The organism is Vibrio sp. vnigr-6D03, assembly GCF_002835515.1.
GTDB lineage: Bacteria > Pseudomonadota > Gammaproteobacteria > Enterobacterales > Vibrionaceae > Vibrio > Vibrio penaeicida.
Window position 1 is genome coordinate 95,962 of sequence record NZ_PIZL01000026.1, and the last position, 20,160, is coordinate 116,121.

Sequence of the window (20,160 nt, forward strand, 5' to 3'; positions counted from 1 at the left end):
TTAACTAATGGCTTGTCCTTTGCATAACCACACAACCTAAGGGATAAACACGTTTTTAGTTTTCCTCTAGCCATACAGATTGAGTTTCGTCAGATACTCGAATTAGTAACAGCAAATAAAAATTAAATAAATTGAATTACTGGGAAGTAACGTGGATGAGCCGGTAGCCGGCAATACGTGACAAGGAGTGCACATATGAGCAATGACGTATCTTCAATTTTAAACCATTATCAACATCGCCGAGAAAGGCTAATTGATATGCTTTGGCAAGTTCAAAACCAAGACGGATTTATCTCACCGTCAGCCGTAGAAGAGTTAGCCACTGGTCTAAATCTGTCTTTTCTGGATGTACAGGAAACACTGTCGTTTTACCACTTTTTTCATGACAGACCATCTGGAGAGCACAAAATCTATCTTGCCGATACCGTGATCGCACGTATGAATGGCTACGAATCGGTTCGAAAAGCGCTGGAAGAAGTGGTTGGGTGCCAGTTTGGAGAGGTTTCAGCAGATGGTCGTTTTGGACTCTTCGATACCCACTGTATTGGATTATCTGATCAAGAGCCTGCGATGCTGGTTGATGGCATTCCCTTTACGAACCTTGATCCTGAAAAAGTCCGATCCGTTATCACGGCCTTGCAAAACGGCACTACTGCGCAAGCTTTGGCAAATCCGCAACAGTTACCGGACGATACGATTGAATATATTGAAGCACTAGCGGGGAGTCAGATCCATCAATCGGGTCCGATCTTCTTTCAAGATGATTTTGATATAAAAGCCGTTGTGACTGATATTCTCGCTAAGCGTCCTGAAGAGGTGGTTTACTCCACTAGTGCCTCAAAGCTACGTGGTCGTGGTGGTGCTGGTTTCTCTGCAGGATTGAAATGGCAGCTTTGTCGTGACGCGCCAGGGAAGGAAAAATACCTGATATGTAATGCGGATGAAGGGGAGCCTGGTACCTATAAAGACCGAGTGATTTTGACAAAAAGTCCGGAACAAGTGCTTGCAGGTATGATTGTAGCGGCGTATGCCATTGGAGCTAAAGAGGGGATACTTTATCTTCGTTCAGAGTACACCTATCTCGTGCCATACCTTGAGAAAAAATTGAGCGCTTTGAGAAGCCAGAACTTACTGGGCGATCAAATACAGGGTAGAACGGACTTCAGTTTTGACATTCGCATCCAACTGGGGGCTGGAGCCTACATATGTGGCGATGAGTCTGCGCTCATTGAATCTTGTGAGGGAAAGCGAGGAACGCCTCGAGTTAAACCGCCTTTTCCAGTTCAGCAAGGGTATCTTGGTCAACCCACCGCAGTAAATAATGTCGAAACCTTTGCTACCGTTGCAAGCATTATGCAGAAAGGGGCAAAGTGGTATGAGGCGATGGGAACAAACTCCTCAGCGGGCACTCGATTAATCAGTGTGGCTGGAGATGTAGAGAAACCGGGTATCTATGAAATCGAATGGGGTTCGACGCTCTCTGACGTGTTGTCATTGGTCGGTGCACAAAATGCCCGCGCGGTACAAGTCAGTGGCCCTTCCGGTGAATGTGTATCCGTCTCTAAAGGCGCGCAAAGAACGTTTGACTACAACGATTTATCGTGTAATGGCTCGGTGATGGTATTCAATCACCAGCGGGATCTGTTGACCATTGTACGCGAGTTTATCCATTTCTTTGTGGAAGAGTCATGTGGGATTTGCGTTCCTTGTCGTGCTGGTAATGTGGCGCTTTACGACAAACTTAATTTAGTCATTGCAGGTCACGCCGTTGAGGAAGATCTAGATGAAATTATTGCTTGGTCGAACATCATACGCAGTACAAGCCGTTGTGGTCTGGGTACTACATCTCCTAAACCCATTTTAACAACCCTGAACCAGTTTCCGGAAATCTACCAAGAAAAGCTCACTCAGCAGCAAGGTCCTTTATTGGCATCTTTTGATCTCAACGAAGCGATGGAAGGGTATGCGGTGGCATCTGACATCCTGATGCCAAAGACAGGGAAAGGCACTGTAGAAGCTCCGGAGGCAGTCAAATGACAATTAAACTCACAATTGATGGAAAGACCGTAACCGCGGAAGAAGGTCAGGGGTTGATTGATGTAGCCAATGACGCTGGAGTATACATCCCATCATTATGCTACCAACGGGGAAAACCTTGTTTGGGAACGTGTAGGGTCTGTACTTGTAAGGTGAACGGCAATGCGGTCGCGTCATGTACGGTTCCCGTTCAAGATGGGATGGTTGTAGAAGTGGAAGAACCTGAAGTTCAAGATATGCGTAAGGCGTTGATTGAATTATTGTTTGTAGAAGGTAAACACAATTGTCCAAGTTGTGAAAAGAGTGGCAGGTGTGATCTTCAGGCTGTCGGTTACGAAGTCGGCATGATGGTGTCTCGCTTTCCATATCGTTTTCCCATAACCGAAAATGATTTCCGCGCCGATAACATTTGGTTAGAGCGTGATCGCTGTATTTTTTGCCAACGCTGTGTGGAGTTTATTCGTGATGAAGAGACTGGGCAGAAAATTTTCAACATCAGTCATCGAGGGGCGAAAGCTCGGATAGAGATAGACGTTGAATTGGCGAATAAAATGAGCGACGAGCAGACGAAATCCGCGATGGATATCTGCCCAGTAGGCTGCATCCTCAAAAAGGCGGTGGGATTCGATGCTCCGATAGGTAAACGGAAATTCGAGATCGAAACCGTTCGTGAACGCGCTTTAAGAGGAGAGCACAAATGAGCACGAGTAATACCAACGTAATTTACTCTCACGAGCTACCTAAAACTCCGCTGGATGCGGAAACGAAGGCACTTCGTGAAGATAAAATTAAAGTGGCCATGATCGGGTTATGCGGTTGTTGGGGCTGTACTTTGTCTTTCCTCGATATGGATGAACGCATCCTCGGTTTACTGGGAAAAGTAACGATTACTCGTTCATCTATTACTGATGTGAAGCGTATACCAGAGCGTTGTGTGCTCGGGTTTGTTGAAGGAGGTGTCGCCAACGAAGAGAATATCGAAACGCTGGAACATTTTCGCGAAAACTGCGATGTCCTAATATCTGTCGGTGCTTGCGCTGTATGGGGCGGTGTTCCGGCTATGCGCAATCAAGTCAGCTTAACCGAATGTTTAGAGGAAGCTTACATTTCTTCAACGACACGTCCACCAGGTTCGGACAACGTCATCCCTCATATTGATGTACCGCGTATCACAACCAAAGTATACCCCGCGCATCAAGTTGTAAAAATGGATTACTTCATACCCGGCTGCCCACCTGATGGGGACGCCATTTTTAAAGTTTTGGATGATTTCGTGAATGGTCGTGAGATCGACTTACCATCATCGATAAATCGGTATGACTAACACATCGATATGACTAACACAATGGAAGGGATTCTCATGAGCAGAACATTGGTGATTGATCCGGTTACCCGAATAGAAGGGCACGGGAAAGTAACACTGCAACTTGATGACAGTAATAAAGTAACAGACGCTAAACTGCAGGTTGTCGAGTTTAGGGGGTTTGAGCGATTTATTCAGGGGCACCCATATTGGGAAGCCCCAATGTTGTTACAACGCATTTGTGGCATTTGTTTTGTGAGCCACCATTTGTGTGGCGCGAAAGCACTTGATGACATGGTCGGCGTAGGATTGAGTGATGGCATTCAAATGCTGCCCACACCGGAAAAAATGCGTCGTTTAGGGCATTACGCACAGCAGTTGCAGTCACATGTTACGGCGTATTTCTACCTGATCGCTCCGGAGATGGTGTTTGGAATTGAAGAGGCACCAGAAAAACGGAATATCTTAGGGCTTGCTGAAGCAAATCCCGATTTAGTTAAAAGAGTGATTGAGCTTCGACGCTGGGGGCAAGAGCTTATTCAGGCGGTATTGGGTAAACGGATGCACGGGATCAGCTCCATTCCAGGGGGCGTAAATAGCAATATGTCTGAGGAACAAAGGGATCGTTTTCTAAGCGGTGACAAAGACATTCTTTCTATCGATCAAGTCATTGATTATGCGCAAGATGCCCTTGATCTTTTCTATGATTACCATGAAAAGCATAGAAAAGAAATTGATAGCTTTGGTGTCGTGGAAGCCTTGGATATGTGTCTTGTTGATGAAAACGGAGACGTTGACTACTACCACGGTACATTGAAAGTTATCGACAAAGACAAGAATACGGTTCTAGAAACGGATTATCATAATTATCTTAATTACTTCTCTGAAGCGACTGAGCCATGGAGCTATATGAAGTTCCCTTATCTCAAGTCTTTGGGTAGAGAATCGGGTTCTGTTCGGGTTGGTCCACTTGCACGGGTTAACGTAACGCGCCGTTACAACACGCCATTAGCCCAAGAAGCACTGGAAAGCTTTCATAGTTACACACACGGTAAAGCAAATAATATGACGTTACATACCAACTGGGCGAGAGCGATTGAAATTCTTCATTCTGCAGAACTGATTAAAGAGTTGTTGGTTGATCCAGACTTACAAGGCGAGCAACTGATCATTACCCCAGAAAAAGAAGCTTGGACGGGAGAGGGAATCGGTGTTGTTGAAGCACCTCGTGGAACGCTTCTTCACCATTATCGTGCTGATGAAGCCGGTAACATGACGTTTGCCAACTTGATCGTCTCTACCACTCAAAATAACCAAGTGATGAACCGAACGGTGCAGTCGGTGGCACAGGACTGGATTTCGGGCAAACCAGAGATCACTGAAGGCATGATGAATGCAATTGAAGTGGGGATTAGAGCATACGATCCTTGTTTAAGTTGTGCGACCCATGCAATGGGGCAAATGCCGTTGAAAGTCTCCCTTATTGATAAATCAGGGAGGTTATTGGATGAAAAATACAGATAGTCCGATACCACTCAACTCGTTTGACCTGATCTATGGAATTGGCAACATCGGTAGGCAAGATGATGGTTTGGGATGGGCTTTTATTGATGAAATTGAAAAGAAGTACGATATCAATGGCGTACTGGTTCGACATTATCAGCTCTTTTTTGAAGACGTGGATTTATTGCGGCGCCACAAAAGAGTGTTGTTTGTTGATGCCACAAAAAGCTCTGATACCGAAAGCTTTTCCCTATCAAGAGTCGAGCCAAGACTGGATGATTCATTTACTTCACATGCCATCACGGTGCAGACCATTTTAGCTCTGTGCCACAACGTGTATCAGTCGTATCCGGATGTTTGGCTGTTAGCGATAAAAGGTGATGAATGGGAGCTTAAGCTTGGTCTTACTGATCGTGCACGGAAAAGGTTAAATCGCGCTATCAATGAGGTGATGACGGTGGGTGTTTATCCGTGCGGGTTGGCGATGGCTAACGTTTAAGTCTTATTAAATTAAGGAGTGAAGTAATGAACAAACCCCAAATAGAGCAAGTAGTGAAGCAGATAATTCAGGCACCGATAGGCTCCTATATTGGAGAGGAGGGAGCACAGGTACTCGCTCAGCGAGCAGCTCGAATTGAACAGCTGAAAGATAGTGCATTTTTATATCATCAGGGAGACTCAGCAAGCAGTTTTTATATGGTCGTAACCGGACGCCTTGGATTAGTAAGGGAGAACCAGAAAACGGGTAAAATTACGCTACTGCATGTACTTGAAGAAGGCGATCTGATTGGTGAACTGAGTTTTATTGATGGTGAACCAAGAAGCGTGTCTGTGCAGGCGCTCGGCGAAGCATCTGTCTTATGCTTTGATCGGCAGGATATCGACCCATTAATTGATGAGTACCCAAAAGTTATTTTTAACTTTATGCGAGCGATTGTGAAACGGGTTCATCACACGGTGTCAGCTATCGGTCAGCAGCAATCTGAGCTAACACACTATATTGCCAGCGGTGGCAGAGGTCGTTCGTAAATCCAGTCTAGCTATCCAACGTTATACAAAGGTAGGTAGCCATATTCACTGCTTATGAAAGTGATGATTTTCCGATATATAGAATTCGCCAACCGAGCCCTAATGCTGATGCTAGGGCTCTTTTCTTATGTTCCTTCCATAAATCTCGGCGTTAGAATGAATATGTCAAGTGAACAGCCTCTTTCCANNTGGAAAGAGGCTGTTCACTTGGAGTAAGTATTATTTTAGATGGGTCAACGGATCAATAAATCCCATAATTGTTAACCTGGTGTTATTTATTAGTTAAATGGATGTGTACCATGAATTTACCAGGTATGGCATGGTCTTTGTATTATCTCTTTAGTCATAACTATCTTGCAGGTCAAGGAAGATTTGTCGACAAAGGGGCTTTAACGACATCAATCCGCGGTCCAGCAATTCTGAAAGGTGTACCTATGCATGAAATGTCCATTTGTGAAAGCATTGTTCAGACATTGGATCAACAGGCTCAACAGCAATCATTTTCGAGAGTGAAAACCGTTTGCTTAGAAATTGGTCAGTTAGCCAGTGTGGAGATCGATGCATTAACGTTTTGCTTTGACGTTGTTGCCAACGACACTATTGCGCATGGTGCGGAATTAGTTATCGAGCGGGTTGCGGGAAGTGCTTGGTGCGAGCCCTGTCAGAGGACGGTAGCTCTGGAAGCTCGTTATTCGCCTTGTCAATATTGCGGCTCTTTTGGTTTGCTGCTTACCGGAGGCGATGAGATGCGAATTAAAGAAGTGGAGGTGAACTAATGTGTACTGTATGCGGATGCTCCGACGGTGAAGTGTCGATTGAGAAATCTACGGACGATGATAGTCAATATCAGCCCGCACACTCGCATGAACATCATCATTCACATGATGGTCAAACGCATGTGGGCGACATTCATTTTGGTCATGGACCAGCAGGCGCGCATGTACCTGGGCTAAGTCAGTCTAGAATGGTGCAAATCGAGCAGGATATTCTGGGAAAAAATAACCAATATGCTTCGTTAAATCGCCGCCTTTTCACTCAGAAGAGCCAGTTTGTTCTAAATCTGGTATCCAGTCCTGGTTCAGGTAAAACCAGCTTACTCACAGCAACGTTAGAAAGTATCGCCTCTCTTATTCCAACAGCCGTTATCGAAGGCGATCAACAAACGACAAATGACGCAGAGCGTATTCGATCAACCGGCGTCAAAGCGGTTCAGGTCAATACCGGGAAAGGTTGCCATCTGGATGCGCATATGGTGGGTCACGCATTGGAAACGTTAAAGCTACCGGATTACGGTGTACTCTTTATTGAAAACGTGGGAAACCTAGTCTGTCCGGCTTCATTCGATTTAGGGGAGGCTCACAAAGTCGCGATTCTCTCTATTACGGAAGGTGAGGACAAACCGCTGAAATACCCCGATATGTTTGCGGCTTCTGACCTAATACTGATTAATAAGATTGACCTTCTACCGCACCTTAATTTTGATCTGGATGAATGTATACAGTGCATCAACAGAGTTAATCCTAGCGCAGACATTATTCAGGTGTCTGCCACATCAGGAGCAGGTATGGATCGCTGGTTGAATTGGATTCATCAGCGTCGAAACACTCTATTAATGGAGTGTAAAGATGTGCTTAGTAAACAACTCGAGGAACTCGAGTGTCAATTGGGCTCCGTACCGAAGATTCAGTAAGCAAGGCATACATGGACGACTTAAACGAGCCGCGTGACAGTGAACATTTTATTCAGACAGAACGCCCTGTTGTGTTGGTGGTGGATGATGAACGTCTGTCACTACAAGCACTAAGGCGAAATCTTCAGGACGAGTTTGCCGTGATCACGGCAGAAAGCGTTGAAGAAGCGGAAAAGGCATTATTGGAGATGCCTGTGCAAGTCGTCTTAGCCGATCAGAGAATGCCTGATACCAGTGGTAGTGAGTTTCTCACTCAGGTAAGAGAAAAATGGCCAGATGTCGTACGTATGATGATATCTGCGTACACAGAGCCTAATGAGCTCATTCAAAGTATTAACGAAGCAGGGATTTACCAGTTTATTCCCAAGCCTTGGCAACCAGAGCAGTTGCTACTTACCGTGAGAAATGCTTGCTGGCTGTATGCACTGGAAAAAGAAAATGGATTATTGAATCTAGAATTGCGTCGCTCACTCGATTCGGTTCATAAAATTAATCGAGAAAAGCGCCAACGACTCAAACGGCATCATAGTTTTGAACAGATTGTCTGTTCACCTGAAAGCCCCATGATGGCTATTTTCGATCAGGTAGAACAAGTTGCGCCATTTGATATCCCCGTGCTCATTACTGGAGAGTCGGGTACGGGCAAGGAGCTGATCACGCGCTGTCTTCATTATGCTAGCCATCGATCTGATCGTCCGTTTCTTACGGAAAACTGCGGGGCGTTGCCTGTTCAATTGCTAGAAAGTGAGCTTTTTGGTCACACCAAGGGGGCATTTACAGGAGCGGCATCAGAACGTACTGGATTACTTGAGCAGGCGAATGGAGGTTCTGTGCTGTTGGATGAAATTGCGGATACGTCTCTGGAGTTTCAAGTTAAGTTACTGCGCTTTTTACAGGAGGGTGAGTTGAGACCTCTTGGAAGTAATCGTAGTAGACACGTAAATGTGCGTGTTATTTCGGCGACCAACCGGAATCTCAAAAAAGATGTCAAAGAAGGGCGCTTTAGAGAAGACCTTTATTACCGATTGTCTGCTATGCCAATTCATATCCCATCGTTACGGGACAGACCAATGGACATTGCTGTTATCGCAGACGCCGTGTTACGCAACACCATGAAAACATATAACAAACCGGTAAAAGGATTTACGCAACAGACGATAGAGTGCATGACGGATTATCACTGGCCTGGGAATGTGCGTGAGCTGGAAAATGAGGTGCGACGTATTTTGGTACTAGCAAAAAATGACTGGTTGGACGCCGATTTATTGTCTCCTCATGTTATTCAAGGCACTCGGCACATTGAATCCGACGAAGGATCTCTACTTGGGAAGGAAGGCAATCTCAAAGACAGAGTGGAAATGTTGGAAGCCAAAATCTTACGTGAAACTTTGATAAGGCTTAAATGGAATAAAAGTCAGGCTGCTTTAGAGCTTGGTTTATCACGGGTTGGTCTTAGAGCCAAACTAGACCGCTACGGTCTGGAGCCAAATAAACTCAGTAGTTAACCATACTTTGATTGTGATACGTAAATTACCAGACCCTAGTCATCACAAGCCAAGCGTGTTGAGGAGAAATGAATATGTGCCTTGGAATTCCGGGTCAAATTGTTGCTATCGTGGACGAGAAGAATTGCATTGCTACCGTCGATATATCGGGCATTGAGCGCTCGGTAAATATTGCATGCGTTGTCGAAGATTCTCGTGCCTTATCAAACTCTTGTGCCTTATCAAGCTATGTAGGAAGTTGGGTGTTAGTTCACGTGGGGTTTGCGATGAGCATCATCGATGAATTAGAAGCACAGAAAACACTATCGTTGCTTGTCGAACTTGGCGAATTGGAAGAAGAAATGAAGGTAGTGCAGCAAAACTGATTACCTGTGGAGAAGTGAGATGAAATATGTCGACGAGTTCCGAGATCCAGATAAAGCAAAAGCGCTCATTAAGGCGATTCATACAAAAGTTGCCGATATAGAGCGCTGCACCCTTTCCACAGGGGACGTGTTTAAGCCCTTACAACTGATGGAGTTCTGTGGGGGACACACTCATACCCTGTTTAGATATGGTATCGAATCGTTGCTACCTGAAGGGGTAGAAATGGTGCATGGTCCCGGATGTCCCGTGTGTATCTTGCCGATGGGACGTGTTGATGACTGCATAAACATTGCCAGCTTGCCAAACGTTATATTTACGACCTTCGGCGATGCGATGCGTGTGCCAGGCTCAAAAGGAAGCCTACTTGACGCAAAATCGGCTGGGTATGATATCCGAATGGTTTACTCGCCGTTAGATGCGCTGACACTTGCCAAGCAAAACCCGACTCGTGAAGTAGTTTTTTTTGCACTTGGGTTTGAAACGACAATGCCTAGTACCGCACTGACAGTAAAGCAGGCTGAACGTGAAGGGGTCACAAATTTCTCCTTGTTTTGTAATCACATTACAACGGCACCAACGATAGAAGCAATATTGAGAGAGCCAGACTTACATCTGGACGGTTTTCTAGCCCCCGGTCATGTCAGCATGGTGGTCGGCACAGACCCATTTCAGTTCATTGCACAGGATTACTCGAAGCCCATCGTTATCACTGGGTTTGAACCGCTTGATGTTCTCCATTCACTGCTCATGGTGATAACACAAATTTCAGAAGGGCGATGTGAGGTCGAAAACCAATACAGTCGCGTTGTGCATGACAGTGGAAACTATTCAGGGCTTGCAGCGATGGCAGAAGTCTATCAAGCACATAATGTCACGGAGTTGAGAGGGCTAGGTGATATTGGTGAAGCGGGCGTCAGATTAAGCGATAAGTACGCCTTGTGGGATGCCGAGCGTAAGTTTTCGCTCGTTCAAACAAAGGTGACCGATCCGGAGGCTTGCCAATGTGGGGAAGTTATAAAGGGGCTGATAAAGCCTTGGCAGTGCGAGCTCTACGGAAAAAACTGTACGCCACAGAACCCAACAGGCGCGTTGATGGTTTCATCGGAAGGCGCATGCGCGGCATATTACAACCATGGTATCAGGGCCCCAGACAAAATTAGCGCATAGAAAGTGGCAGTGTCGAGCTTATGGTTATGCGGGTATGTGAGGTAGGTATGAAGCAACAACAAGGTTCAATGAATAGCATGCGGTTTACAGAAGCGATCACGTTGTCTCATGGTAGTGGTGGTAAAGCGATGCGGGACTTAGTGGAAAAAGAGATCGTAGCTGCTTTTGAAAACCCACTATTGACGCCTTTGGAAGATCAAGCTCGTATTCCGTTGAGCCAGTTAGCCGAATATGGCGATAGGCTTGCGTTTACGACAGACTCTTTCGTTGTTGATCCAATTTTTTTCCCCGGCGGTGATATAGGCTCTCTGGCGGTGAATGGTACGGTCAATGATCTGGCTATGGGAGGCGCTCAGCCCCTGTATCTCACCTGCGGTTTTATCATTGAGGAGGGGCTACCTCTCGAAACTTTTCGCCAGATTGTTGCAAGTATGCGGAGAGCGGCAGATAAGGCAAACGTCGCCATTGTCAGCGGTGACACCAAAGTAGTACATCGCGGAACAGCAGATAAAATTTTCATCAATACTAGTGGCGTGGGTGTCATAGCATCTGATGTAGACATTCGAGCTGATCGTGCGAAACCAGGGGATGTCGTCATCGTCAATGGTTGGGTCGGCGATCATGCTGCCGCCATTATGACAAAAAGAAATGATCTAGCGATCAAAGCCTCCATTACTTCTGATTGCCATCCACTCACTCGTGAAGTTCAAGCGCTTCAGAAAGTATGTCCGGATATTCATTGTCTACGGGATGCGACAAGGGGAGGTTTGGCAACGGTTCTTAATGAATTTGCTCACAGTAGTCAGGTGCGAATTGTACTAGAACAGTCCGCTATTCCGGTTCGCCCAGAAGTCAGAGGGTTGTGTGAATTACTGGGTCTTGATCCTTTATACCTCGCCAATGAAGGCAAGTTTGTGGCTGTTGTTCCCCAAGCTTACGCCGACGACTGTGTAGCGGTATTGAGACGAATAGAAGGTGCAGAGCAAGCGGCCATTATTGGCAAAATCGAAGCAGTTGCTCAACATCAACCTAAACCTGCGGTAACAACGACAACATCACTGGGCAGCGAGCGTCTGCTTGATATGCTGATTGGCGATCAGCTCCCAAGGATTTGTTGAACGCAGGATATAAACATCAATATATATCTAACAAGGAGTTATCACAATGAAGTGGAATCAACTGGCAGTTAAATTAGGCGCGGTGTTTACCGTTTTTTTCTCGGGAATGGTCTTTGCACACGATGCGACGGGTAATATGGGCAGTATTGCTGCAGGAGTACTTCACCCCTTAACCGGACTCGATCATGCACTCGTGATGATAGCCGTTGGTGGGTGGGCGGCTCAACTCGCTTATCAGCAGCACAATACCAGTGTGCTTTGGAAGGTGCCACTGGCCTTTGTCCTGGCGATGACTGTTTCAGCACTGCTTGCTATGGTCGGTGTTGGGATCTCAGCAAGCATTGTAGAGCCCGGAATTGGATTATCAGCTGTACTGATTGGGTTATTGTTGATCGCTGGTCTCAAAGTCAGTGCTAGATTTGGAGCATTTATCGTTGCGGGTTTTGCGGTTTTTCATGGCCTTGCTCATGGTGCGGAAATTCCGTTTGAAGCAGGAGTAATAGGTTATAGCTTAGGCTTTATCTTTTCAACGGCACTATTGCATGCGATGGGGGCTATTTTGTTTAGTTTCATGCTTCCAAGACAAGTAAAAAACCGTTATGTAGGGCATTTTAGCAAGATTATTGGCGTGGCTATATCATTAAGTGGTGTTTATTCACTCTCAGTGTAGTAAGTGGTATGTATTCATTTACTGTGTCGGATGTGTCGATGTGCGTTGTATTCTCACGACATAACGGAGAGGGGAGTGCATGAAAGGTGAACGCTTGCGAGTGAGTGGTGTAGTGCAAGGGGTGGGGTTTCGTCCTACTGTCTGGCGTATTGCTAACAATATGCGGCTTAACGGACAAGTGTTTAATGACGGTGAAGGGGTGCTTATTGAATTGTGGAATAGTAAAGCTAGCCACGATACGTTTATTGCTGAACTTCATCGTCAATGTCCCCCTTTGGCGAACATAGAAAGCATAGACCGTATTATCATCGAACAGGAAAACAGTCCCGTCGGTTTTAGTATCTCTACGAGTCAGTCTAGCGTCAACATTACCGCTGGAGTTCCTGCTGATGCGGCCACATGTGAAGCCTGTTCCAAAGAAATATCAGACCCAAGCCAACGACGGTATCGTTATCCATTTACTAACTGCACCCATTGCGGTCCTCGACTCTCCATTATCAAATCCATGCCGTACGATCGTCCGCTGACAAGCATGGCGGTATTTCCGCTTTGTGAAGCTTGCCATAATGAATACATGGATCCCGTAGATCGACGCTTTCATGCTCAGCCTGTCGCCTGTCCAGAATGTGGTCCGAGTGTGTGGTTATGCGATCAGTCCGGAGATTCCTTGGTATTCGAAAGCAGTGATGTTATTGAAGAATTGGGCAAGCGGATTATTGAAGGTCAGATTGCTGCTGTAAAAGGGGTAGGTGGGTTTCATCTGGTTTGCGATGCAACCAACAACACCGTGGTTGAGACATTAAGAGCTCGCAAATTTCGACCAGCTAAACCTTTTGCGATCATGATGAGCGAGCTGAATATGGTTCGTCACTATTGTCACATCACGCTAGAAAGTGAACGTCTTGTGAAAAGCAGTGCCGCTCCGATTGTTTTACTTCCTCAAAAACGTTCTCCTTCATACGAGCGGGAGGGGTTGAAGAAAATTAGTGCGCACGTTGCTCCTAACTTGAATGAAATTGGAGTGATGTTACCTAATACTCCGTTGCACTTAATGTTGATGCTCCACGTTGAACGCCCTTTAATCATGACATCTGCCAATATTAGCGGAAATCCTCAGTGTACAGATAACACGCAGGCGTTGAGTGACCTCTCGGATATTGCGGATGTGTGGTTGATGCATAATCGAGACATCGTTACTCGCGTGGATGATTCCGTCGCACGTCAAACCGGTCTAGGAGTGCAGCTCTTACGCCGTGCAAGGGGGTACGCTCCATTACCAATCCAAGTTCCTGAAGGATTCGAAAACACTGGTGCAGTGTTGGCCGTTGGCGGGCAAGTAAAAAATGCGTTCTGTATGCTGACGTCAAAAGGGGCAGTACTAAGTCAGTACATTGGCGATTTAGAAAGTCATCGCGTTTGGCAGGATTTTCTTGCCATGATTGAGCATTATAAAGGGTTGTTTCAGTTCTCGCCGACTATTTTGGCTCATGATTCCCACCCAGAATATATCGCATCAAAATATGCAAATAGCCTAAACGAGAATATCGCCAGCGGTCTGAAACCACTCAACATTGTTTCGGTACAGCACCATCATGCTCACATTGTGAGTTGCTTAGCGGAAAATCGAATTCCATTGCAACATCCTGCAGTGCTGGGTGTGGTATTTGATGGGATAGGTTATGGAGATGACGGAACGCTTTGGGGCGGGGAATTTATCAAGGCAGATTATGTAGGATATTCGCGCATAGCGCACTTTGATACGATCCCCTTAATTGGTGGTACCCAAGCGATCACTCAACCATGGCGAAATTTGTTAGCGTGGCTTGACCGATACTCCATCGACTTTACCTGTATCAATGGTTGGGTAGCTGCCGCGTCGCTCAATGAGCAACCTCTTAAAACACTACGGAGTATGGTCACTAACCAACTCAACTGCCCACAAACCAGCTCTGTAGGGCGTTTGTTTGATGCTGTTGCTGCTGCGTTGTCACTCACTCCGACATCAACAAGTTACGAAGGTGAAGCGGCAATGTTGCTGGAAGCCTGTGCCTTACAAGGTCAATCTGAGGATATTGCGTATCCGTTTGAATGGCGAAGTGATAACAACCTGATCGTTAGCTCGGAGCCAATGTGGAGAGCATTGATTGATGATCTCCATTCCGGCACCAGCAAAGCGGATATCGCAAAAAGATTTCATATTGGATTAGCCCAAGCGGTGCTAGCAACGGTGCTTAAACTTTGTGAGCAATTTGACCAAACTCCATGCATTGTTCTTAGTGGTGGCGTGTTTCAGAATAAACTCTTGCTTGAACGCACCTACACTTTGCTTACAACTCATGGATTCACGGTACTCACCCACCAGTACGTGCCAGCTAATGATGGCGGCTTAGCTTTAGGTCAGGCATTCGTTGCTGCTGCTCATAAATTAAGAAATGGCTGAGAATAACGCATTTCTATTCGCTTCTTTATGGATTAAATGGGATAAAAAAGTCTTGGGATAAACACAAAACAATGGGCAAGGAGAAACCATATGAAAAATAAAGAAATGACCATTCTGTGGTTTCAAACAGGAAGCTGTGGCGGAGATACTATGGCGTTGTTAAATGCTGATCGTCCTTCATTCGTCAATCTCTTGGAAACGTATCGACTTCGCTTGCTCTGGCAACCTTCGCTCTCTCTTTCTATAGAACAAAATCTGGATGAAGTGATTGAAGATATTTTGAACGATAGATTAGCTCTAGATATCCTGTGTGTCGAAGGTAGCATCATTACCGCACCTGATGGTACAGGAATGTTCGATCAATACCGTAAAAAGTCCAAAAAAGAGTGGGTGACTCGTCTGGTCGACAAAGCGAGATATGTGGTTGCCATGGGAACGTGCGCAGCATTTGGAGGTGTACATGCTGCTCCCCCTAACCCTTCAGACTGTGTTGGTTTACAATTTACTAAGGACAGTATCGGAGGACTATTACCACCAGAGTGGCGTTCAGGAGCCTACTTTCCGGTAATTAACATTGCAGGTTGTCCAGCGCATCCTAATACGATTACGAAAACGCTGGCGATGATTGCTAGCGGCATCGTACTTCAGCTTGATGAGCTGAATCGACCCCGAGAGTTTTTCAGTACTCTTGTACATCAAGGATGTACCAGAAACGAGTATCATGAATATGATGTAGAAGACGAAGAATTCGGGTCAAATGGTTGTATGTATTTCAATCTTGGCTGTAAGGGGCCTTATACCCAAGCCACTTGTAATACTGACCTTTGGAATGGCAAAAGCAGCAAAACTAGAGCTGGCGTGCCCTGTTTTGGTTGTACTTCTCCTCAATTTCCTAGCGATGAAGATATGTTTCATACTGAAAAACTGGGCCCGATCCCTGTTAAGCTTCCTGTTGGTGTCGAGCGAGCCAATTACATGGCATATAAGAATTTAGCTAAAGCGGCTGCGCCGACGCGCGTCAAAAAAAGAGAAATGGAGCCCTGATGGTCAGACGCACATTGAATATTGATCTCAACAGAGTCGAAGGCGATTTAGAGCTTGAGTTGGATATTGAAGATAACGTAGTGGTTGATGCCAGGTGCGTTGGTGTGATGTATCGGGGGTTCGAGCAGATCATGATTGGCAGAACGCCTCGTGATGCTGCGGTGATCACTCCAAGAGTTTGCGGTATTTGTGGTACCGCACATCTTTATGCCGCCACACTGGCATTAGAACAGATTTGGCAAACCTCAGTGCCAGATAACGCTATGCGCATTCGTAGCTTATGTTTACTGGCTGAAAGTGTTCAAAATGATATTCGCCAGTCTTTTCTTATGTTTTTAGTCGATTTCTGTCATCCGTCATATCAGCATCATGCGCTGTACGCGGATATTATGTCTAAATTCGAACCGTTTAAAGGGGAGTATCATTTAGAGGCATTGGCGTATTCTCGCGACATTATCGGTGTCGTCGCACTGTTTGGAGGACAATGGCCGCACTCTTCATTTATTTTACCCGGGGGCGTGGTCAGTAAGCCTACTATACGCAAACTGATTGAGGCAAAAGACACCGTTGTCAATCTTATTCATTGGTACGAACGCAGTGTAACGGGGTTGGCGTTGGATAAGTGGCTTACGCTTACGGATCGTCAAGAACTGTTTCAGTTGTTAGATAAATCAAGCAATTTTCGTCAATCAGCGACGGGGTTGTTTACTCGCTTTGCCAGAGAGCTGAACTTGCACCAGTTAGGTATTGGAGTGGAGAATATGCTTAGTTATGGAGCGGTTTGCGACGCTGATAGACCTCAACATGTGGTATTTCCTTCCGGGTATTATAGTAAGACAAATGGCGAAATTCGCGACTTTGACCAGAGTCTGATTAACGAGCATGTTCGTCATTCTTGGTTCAAACCCTATAAAAATGGTAAGCATCCATCGAATGGTGAAACTCTTCCCGACTTCCAGCCAGATAGCGACCGATATACTTGGGCGAAAGCACCTCGGTACGGAAACGAAGTTGTTCAAACTGGTCCAATGGCAGAACTTTTCATTGGTGATGATAAGCTCATTCTGTCGCTGTTCCATGAGGAAGGGGCGTCCACTTGGTTACGTCAGTTTTCGCGCCTGCGTCGTATCGGGCACAGCCTCAATCAAATGCTGCGGCTCGTTGACTCTCTGATTGAGAACCTCGCAGGCGATCATTTCATTCCACCCGATCCGCAATCAGAAACGGATGGTCAGGGCTATGGTCTAGTTCAGGCTGCCAGAGGTGGGTTAGGTCATTGGGTAAGTATCAAGGACGGTGTTGTAAATCGATATCAAATTATTACACCCACTGCATGGAATGCGTCCCCTAAAGATACTCAAGGTCAGCATGGACACTGGGAACAAAGCTTGCTTGGGTTACCAGTTGAGGATACAAAATCGCCCGTATTGATTGGGCATGTTATTCGATCTCATGATCCGTGTTTGGTGTGTACGGTTCATATGTTACCAGATAGACGTAAGATTCACTTTGGCATATGAGAGGCAATATGTTGCATGTTCTCTGTTTTGGAAATCGATTACATGGTGATGATGGTGTCGGACCAATGGTGGCTTCTCATCTACTAGACGAAAATCTGCCTACTCAGATGAAAGTATTTGATTGTGGAGTGGCAGGCTTAAATGCGCTCCCATTTTTTTCAGGTTGCAGCTATGTGCTCATGATAGATGCTTATGATTTAGGAGAAGCCGCTGGTAGCTGGAGATACCTTGACGTCGATGAAGTCATCAATCTAGACAACCAAGTTGAAGACCATAATGGTGGGTTGAGTTACTTATTAAATGCAGTGAAAGCACTAGTTGAACCATGTCCTGAGTTGGCGCTAATAGGAGTACAGATAGAAAGTGTCAGAAGTTTTCACCCTGAGTTATCTTCCCCTGTTGAAAACGCAATCGACACAGTGAAAAAAGAGGTACTTCGAGTAGTGCAATGTAGGTCACACGCAGTAAGCGCTCATGAATGACTCTCAGGGCAAGGTGAGTACTGGTGTGAATAAAGATGCTGAGCAAGGGCTGAAGCAGTTAAAGCAAGAAATTGATGCACTTTATGCAGCCGGGACAGCCCAAGAGCAACAGCTATTGGCTGTAACAAAAGCGATGGATGAAATGCTGCTGGAAATGGAATACCAGCAGAATGCACTGAAAAAGAAAAACAAACAACTTTTGGAGTTGAATGCTTATATTCGCAGTATCAATGATACGATGGACAGCTTGTTAATTGTTGCGGATCGAAATGGCATTGTTACTCAAATTAATCGTGTTTTTTCGGAGCACCTTGGTTGGGGGGAAAGAAGTTTAGGGACATTGAATGTTGATGAGATTGTACCCTCCGACGCATTTGAGAATATCGGACAAATAGAGCCGAATAGCACTAACACCTCTAGCCTCGTATACACCATTAACCGTCTCAGCCATTTAGAGATAGAAAGTCGGTTATTTCGCAGTGATGGAACGTTAACTGTCGCGGTCTATCTGATTAAGGGAGAACAGTTTTACAGCCACCAAGGGAAGTTGCAAGGTGTGCTCCTGACAGCAACGGATGTTTCTGAATTGCGTCAACGCGAATTGGCACTTCAGAAAAGTGAAGAAGCGTTACAACATGCCAAACAAGAGGCTGAAGCAGCCAACCAAGCTAAAGGACAGTTTCTCGCGAATATGAGCCACGAAATTCGCACACCACTCAATGCCATCATCGGTTTTACCACTCTCTGCTTGAGGGATAACCTCAGTGAAGAGCAGAGGGACTACCTTTATAAAGTGGATGTCGCATCTCATTCATTGGCTCACCTCATTAGTGACGTGCTCGATCTATCTAAGATAGAAGCGGGGAAACTGGAGCTTGAAAACACATCCTTTAATTTAAAGCAAGTGGTCGATAACGTCAGTCACGTGCTCAATTTAGAAGTTGCTCAACGTCAAATTGCTTTTCGCATTCATATTGATGGTAATGTTCCGCCCTTTCTGATCGGAGATGCGTTGCGGCTGCAGCAAGTGTTGGTCAATTTAGTCGGGAACGCTGTAAAGTTTACGAATCGCGGTGCAGTGAGCTTAGATGTGATTGCAACCAATCATTCGGATACGATAGTTAACCTGAATTTCATTATTAACGATACCGGTATTGGTATGACAGAGGAACAACTATCGACGCTCTTTAACCAATACCAGCAGGCCGACATCGGCACAACGCGAAAATATGGTGGGACGGGATTAGGATTAGTGATTAGCCAACAACTTGCAAAATTGATGCAAGGGCAGATCGAAATTAGCAGTGAATTTGGTAAGGGAACCCAATGTCGATTTACTGCGATATTAGAAGTCGAGAAGTGTCAGTATCCGAATGAAACAGTTTTAGATAGTGAAAAAGCTCAGGAGCGTAATCAAGCATTCCGTGGTAGAAAGGTATTGGCGGTTGATGACAACAACATGAACCTCGACATGATTTCAGCATTACTTGAAAGTTTTGAGATGGTTGTCAGCATCGTCCGAAGTGGTGAAGAAGCGTTGGACAAAGTGCATAAAGAACGTTTTGACGTAATCCTGATGGACATCAGAATGGAAGGTCTGAATGGGTTGGAAACGACCCGCAAACTCCGGAGCCTTCCGCATGGAAACGAGCTTTATATTGTTGGACTATCTGCAAATACCACCATTGAAATACAGAAACAGTGCCGCGCCGCAGGAATGAATGATTTCGTCCCTAAACCTATCGATCTTACACATTTGACCAGTGCCCTATCTAAGGGGCTATCTCAAAGAAGAACAGTCAGACACAGCCAAGAATGGCAAGATGTGTCGCTTAAAGGTCGGCTATTTTCCCCAGACCGTGCTATCGCACGTATGGGGGGCAACAAGCGTGTCTATATAAAACTAATACAGCAGTACCTATTGGATCTTAATGAAATATCTATTCGAATCAAACATGTGGAACAACAGCCAGATCTCATTGTGGATATGTTACATGATTTAGCTGGTACCAGTGCTACTGCGGGGGCTGATGCTTTATCGCAACTATGCAAAGACGCAGAACAAAAGATAAAAGATCAAGAATTTGAGTCTGCGTCTATATGTGTGCGAGAAATCGAAAAGCTCAGGGAAAGAACACGATCAGAGATCGCAGTCTATTTAAAAAAACAAAGAGGCGAAGTTTAATTTCACGCCCAACATATTTAAATCAATGTTATAAATTTTAGAGGGTGTTGCCCTTTTTCAGTTAAATTTTGTGCGAGTTAATTTAACCCTAATTCTACCAG

General features: G+C 45.5%; 18 protein-coding genes. All 18 read left to right on the forward strand.

Features of this window, described 5'->3' with window-relative positions; all coding sequences use genetic code 11:
- Positions 1-195 precede the first annotated feature (195 nt).
- Positions 196-2,037 carry an NAD(P)H-dependent oxidoreductase subunit E gene (locus tag CW749_RS21025; RefSeq protein ID WP_101114349.1) on the forward strand — a complete coding sequence of 614 codons (1,842 nt, stop codon included), beginning with the start codon at positions 196-198 and terminating at the stop codon, positions 2,035-2,037.
- Positions 2,034-2,738, forward strand: coding sequence for a 2Fe-2S iron-sulfur cluster-binding protein (locus tag CW749_RS21030; protein ID WP_101114350.1), 705 nt, complete (start codon positions 2,034-2,036; stop codon positions 2,736-2,738). Before CW749_RS21025 ends, CW749_RS21030 begins: the two co-directional genes overlap by 4 nt.
- Complete coding sequence (locus tag CW749_RS21035; protein WP_101114351.1) at positions 2,735-3,361, forward strand: NADP oxidoreductase; 627 nt, start codon at positions 2,735-2,737, stop codon at positions 3,359-3,361. Before CW749_RS21030 ends, CW749_RS21035 begins: the two co-directional genes overlap by 4 nt.
- Positions 3,362-3,397: 36 nt before the next feature.
- A complete protein-coding gene (locus CW749_RS21040) occupies positions 3,398-4,864 on the forward strand; it encodes a Ni/Fe hydrogenase subunit alpha (protein WP_101114352.1) in 1,467 nt (488 codons plus the stop codon).
- Positions 4,848-5,342, forward strand: coding sequence for a hydrogenase maturation protease (locus CW749_RS21045; RefSeq protein WP_101114353.1), 495 nt, complete (start codon positions 4,848-4,850; stop codon positions 5,340-5,342). The genes CW749_RS21040 and CW749_RS21045 overlap by 17 nt, the downstream gene beginning before the upstream one ends.
- A 26-nt stretch (positions 5,343-5,368) precedes the next feature.
- The gene (locus CW749_RS21050) at positions 5,369-5,872 is read left to right on the forward strand and encodes a cyclic nucleotide-binding domain-containing protein (RefSeq protein WP_101114354.1); all 504 of its coding nucleotides are present in this window, start codon (positions 5,369-5,371) and stop codon (positions 5,870-5,872) included.
- Positions 5,873-6,171: 299 nt separating this feature from the next.
- Positions 6,172-6,648, forward strand: coding sequence for a hydrogenase maturation nickel metallochaperone HypA (gene hypA, locus CW749_RS21055; protein WP_237322514.1), 477 nt, complete (start codon positions 6,172-6,174; stop codon positions 6,646-6,648).
- Positions 6,648-7,562, forward strand: a complete 915-nt coding sequence (gene hypB / locus CW749_RS21060; RefSeq protein WP_101114355.1) for a hydrogenase nickel incorporation protein HypB — start codon at positions 6,648-6,650, stop codon at positions 7,560-7,562. Before hypA ends, hypB begins: the two co-directional genes overlap by 1 nt.
- On the forward strand, positions 7,529-9,067 hold the full coding sequence (locus CW749_RS21065; protein ID WP_237322516.1) for a sigma-54 dependent transcriptional regulator: 1,539 nt from the start codon (positions 7,529-7,531) through the stop codon (positions 9,065-9,067). Before hypB ends, CW749_RS21065 begins: the two co-directional genes overlap by 34 nt.
- A 74-nt stretch (positions 9,068-9,141) precedes the next feature.
- Positions 9,142-9,432 (forward strand): HypC/HybG/HupF family hydrogenase formation chaperone, encoded by a 291-nt coding sequence (hypC, locus tag CW749_RS21070; protein ID WP_101114357.1) that lies wholly within the window; start codon positions 9,142-9,144, stop codon positions 9,430-9,432.
- 19 nt (positions 9,433-9,451) lie between these two features.
- On the forward strand, positions 9,452-10,600 hold the full coding sequence (gene hypD / locus CW749_RS21075) for a hydrogenase formation protein HypD (protein ID WP_101114358.1): 1,149 nt from the start codon (positions 9,452-9,454) through the stop codon (positions 10,598-10,600).
- Between the two features lie 47 nt (positions 10,601-10,647).
- The gene (hypE, locus tag CW749_RS21080) at positions 10,648-11,718 is read left to right on the forward strand and encodes a hydrogenase expression/formation protein HypE (protein WP_237322518.1); all 1,071 of its coding nucleotides are present in this window, start codon (positions 10,648-10,650) and stop codon (positions 11,716-11,718) included.
- A 46-nt stretch (positions 11,719-11,764) separates the two neighbouring features.
- Complete coding sequence (locus CW749_RS21085) at positions 11,765-12,388, forward strand: HupE/UreJ family protein (protein WP_101114359.1); 624 nt, start codon at positions 11,765-11,767, stop codon at positions 12,386-12,388.
- 79 nt (positions 12,389-12,467) lie between these two features.
- Positions 12,468-14,828, forward strand: coding sequence for a carbamoyltransferase HypF (hypF, locus tag CW749_RS21090; protein WP_101114360.1), 2,361 nt, complete (start codon positions 12,468-12,470; stop codon positions 14,826-14,828).
- A gap of 90 nt (positions 14,829-14,918) precedes the next feature.
- Positions 14,919-15,872 carry an NADH:ubiquinone oxidoreductase gene (locus tag CW749_RS21095; RefSeq protein WP_101114361.1) on the forward strand — a complete coding sequence of 318 codons (954 nt, stop codon included), beginning with the start codon at positions 14,919-14,921 and terminating at the stop codon, positions 15,870-15,872.
- Complete coding sequence (locus CW749_RS21100; RefSeq protein WP_101114362.1) at positions 15,872-17,392, forward strand: nickel-dependent hydrogenase large subunit; 1,521 nt, start codon at positions 15,872-15,874, stop codon at positions 17,390-17,392. The genes CW749_RS21095 and CW749_RS21100 overlap by 1 nt, the downstream gene beginning before the upstream one ends.
- An 8-nt stretch (positions 17,393-17,400) precedes the next feature.
- On the forward strand, positions 17,401-17,874 hold the full coding sequence (locus tag CW749_RS21105) for a hydrogenase maturation protease (RefSeq protein WP_180958464.1): 474 nt from the start codon (positions 17,401-17,403) through the stop codon (positions 17,872-17,874).
- Complete coding sequence (locus CW749_RS21110) at positions 17,867-20,059, forward strand: PAS domain-containing hybrid sensor histidine kinase/response regulator (protein ID WP_101114364.1); 2,193 nt, start codon at positions 17,867-17,869, stop codon at positions 20,057-20,059. The genes CW749_RS21105 and CW749_RS21110 overlap by 8 nt, the downstream gene beginning before the upstream one ends.
- The last annotated feature ends 101 nt before the right edge of the window (positions 20,060-20,160 follow it).

Coding starts and splice junctions, on each gene's coding strand:
- CW749_RS21030 (WP_101114350.1), top strand. CDS start 2,034: ATGACAATTAAACTCACAATTGATGGAAAGACCGTAACCGCGGAAGAA.
- CW749_RS21045 (WP_101114353.1), top strand. CDS start 4,848: ATGAAAAATACAGATAGTCCGATACCACTCAACTCGTTTGACCTGATC.
- CW749_RS21040 (WP_101114352.1), top strand. CDS start 3,398: ATGAGCAGAACATTGGTGATTGATCCGGTTACCCGAATAGAAGGGCAC.
- hypB (WP_101114355.1), top strand. CDS start 6,648: ATGTGTACTGTATGCGGATGCTCCGACGGTGAAGTGTCGATTGAGAAA.
- CW749_RS21035 (WP_101114351.1), top strand. CDS start 2,735: ATGAGCACGAGTAATACCAACGTAATTTACTCTCACGAGCTACCTAAA.
- hypC (WP_101114357.1), top strand. CDS start 9,142: ATGTGCCTTGGAATTCCGGGTCAAATTGTTGCTATCGTGGACGAGAAG.
- CW749_RS21100 (WP_101114362.1), top strand. CDS start 15,872: ATGGTCAGACGCACATTGAATATTGATCTCAACAGAGTCGAAGGCGAT.
- CW749_RS21085 (WP_101114359.1), top strand. CDS start 11,765: ATGAAGTGGAATCAACTGGCAGTTAAATTAGGCGCGGTGTTTACCGTT.
- hypA (WP_237322514.1), top strand. CDS start 6,172: ATGAATTTACCAGGTATGGCATGGTCTTTGTATTATCTCTTTAGTCAT.
- hypF (WP_101114360.1), top strand. CDS start 12,468: ATGAAAGGTGAACGCTTGCGAGTGAGTGGTGTAGTGCAAGGGGTGGGG.
- CW749_RS21025 (WP_101114349.1), top strand. CDS start 196: ATGAGCAATGACGTATCTTCAATTTTAAACCATTATCAACATCGCCGA.
- CW749_RS21105 (WP_180958464.1), top strand. CDS start 17,401: ATGTTGCATGTTCTCTGTTTTGGAAATCGATTACATGGTGATGATGGT.
- hypD (WP_101114358.1), top strand. CDS start 9,452: ATGAAATATGTCGACGAGTTCCGAGATCCAGATAAAGCAAAAGCGCTC.
- hypE (WP_237322518.1), top strand. CDS start 10,648: ATGAAGCAACAACAAGGTTCAATGAATAGCATGCGGTTTACAGAAGCG.
- CW749_RS21110 (WP_101114364.1), top strand. CDS start 17,867: ATGAATGACTCTCAGGGCAAGGTGAGTACTGGTGTGAATAAAGATGCT.
- CW749_RS21050 (WP_101114354.1), top strand. CDS start 5,369: ATGAACAAACCCCAAATAGAGCAAGTAGTGAAGCAGATAATTCAGGCA.
- CW749_RS21095 (WP_101114361.1), top strand. CDS start 14,919: ATGAAAAATAAAGAAATGACCATTCTGTGGTTTCAAACAGGAAGCTGT.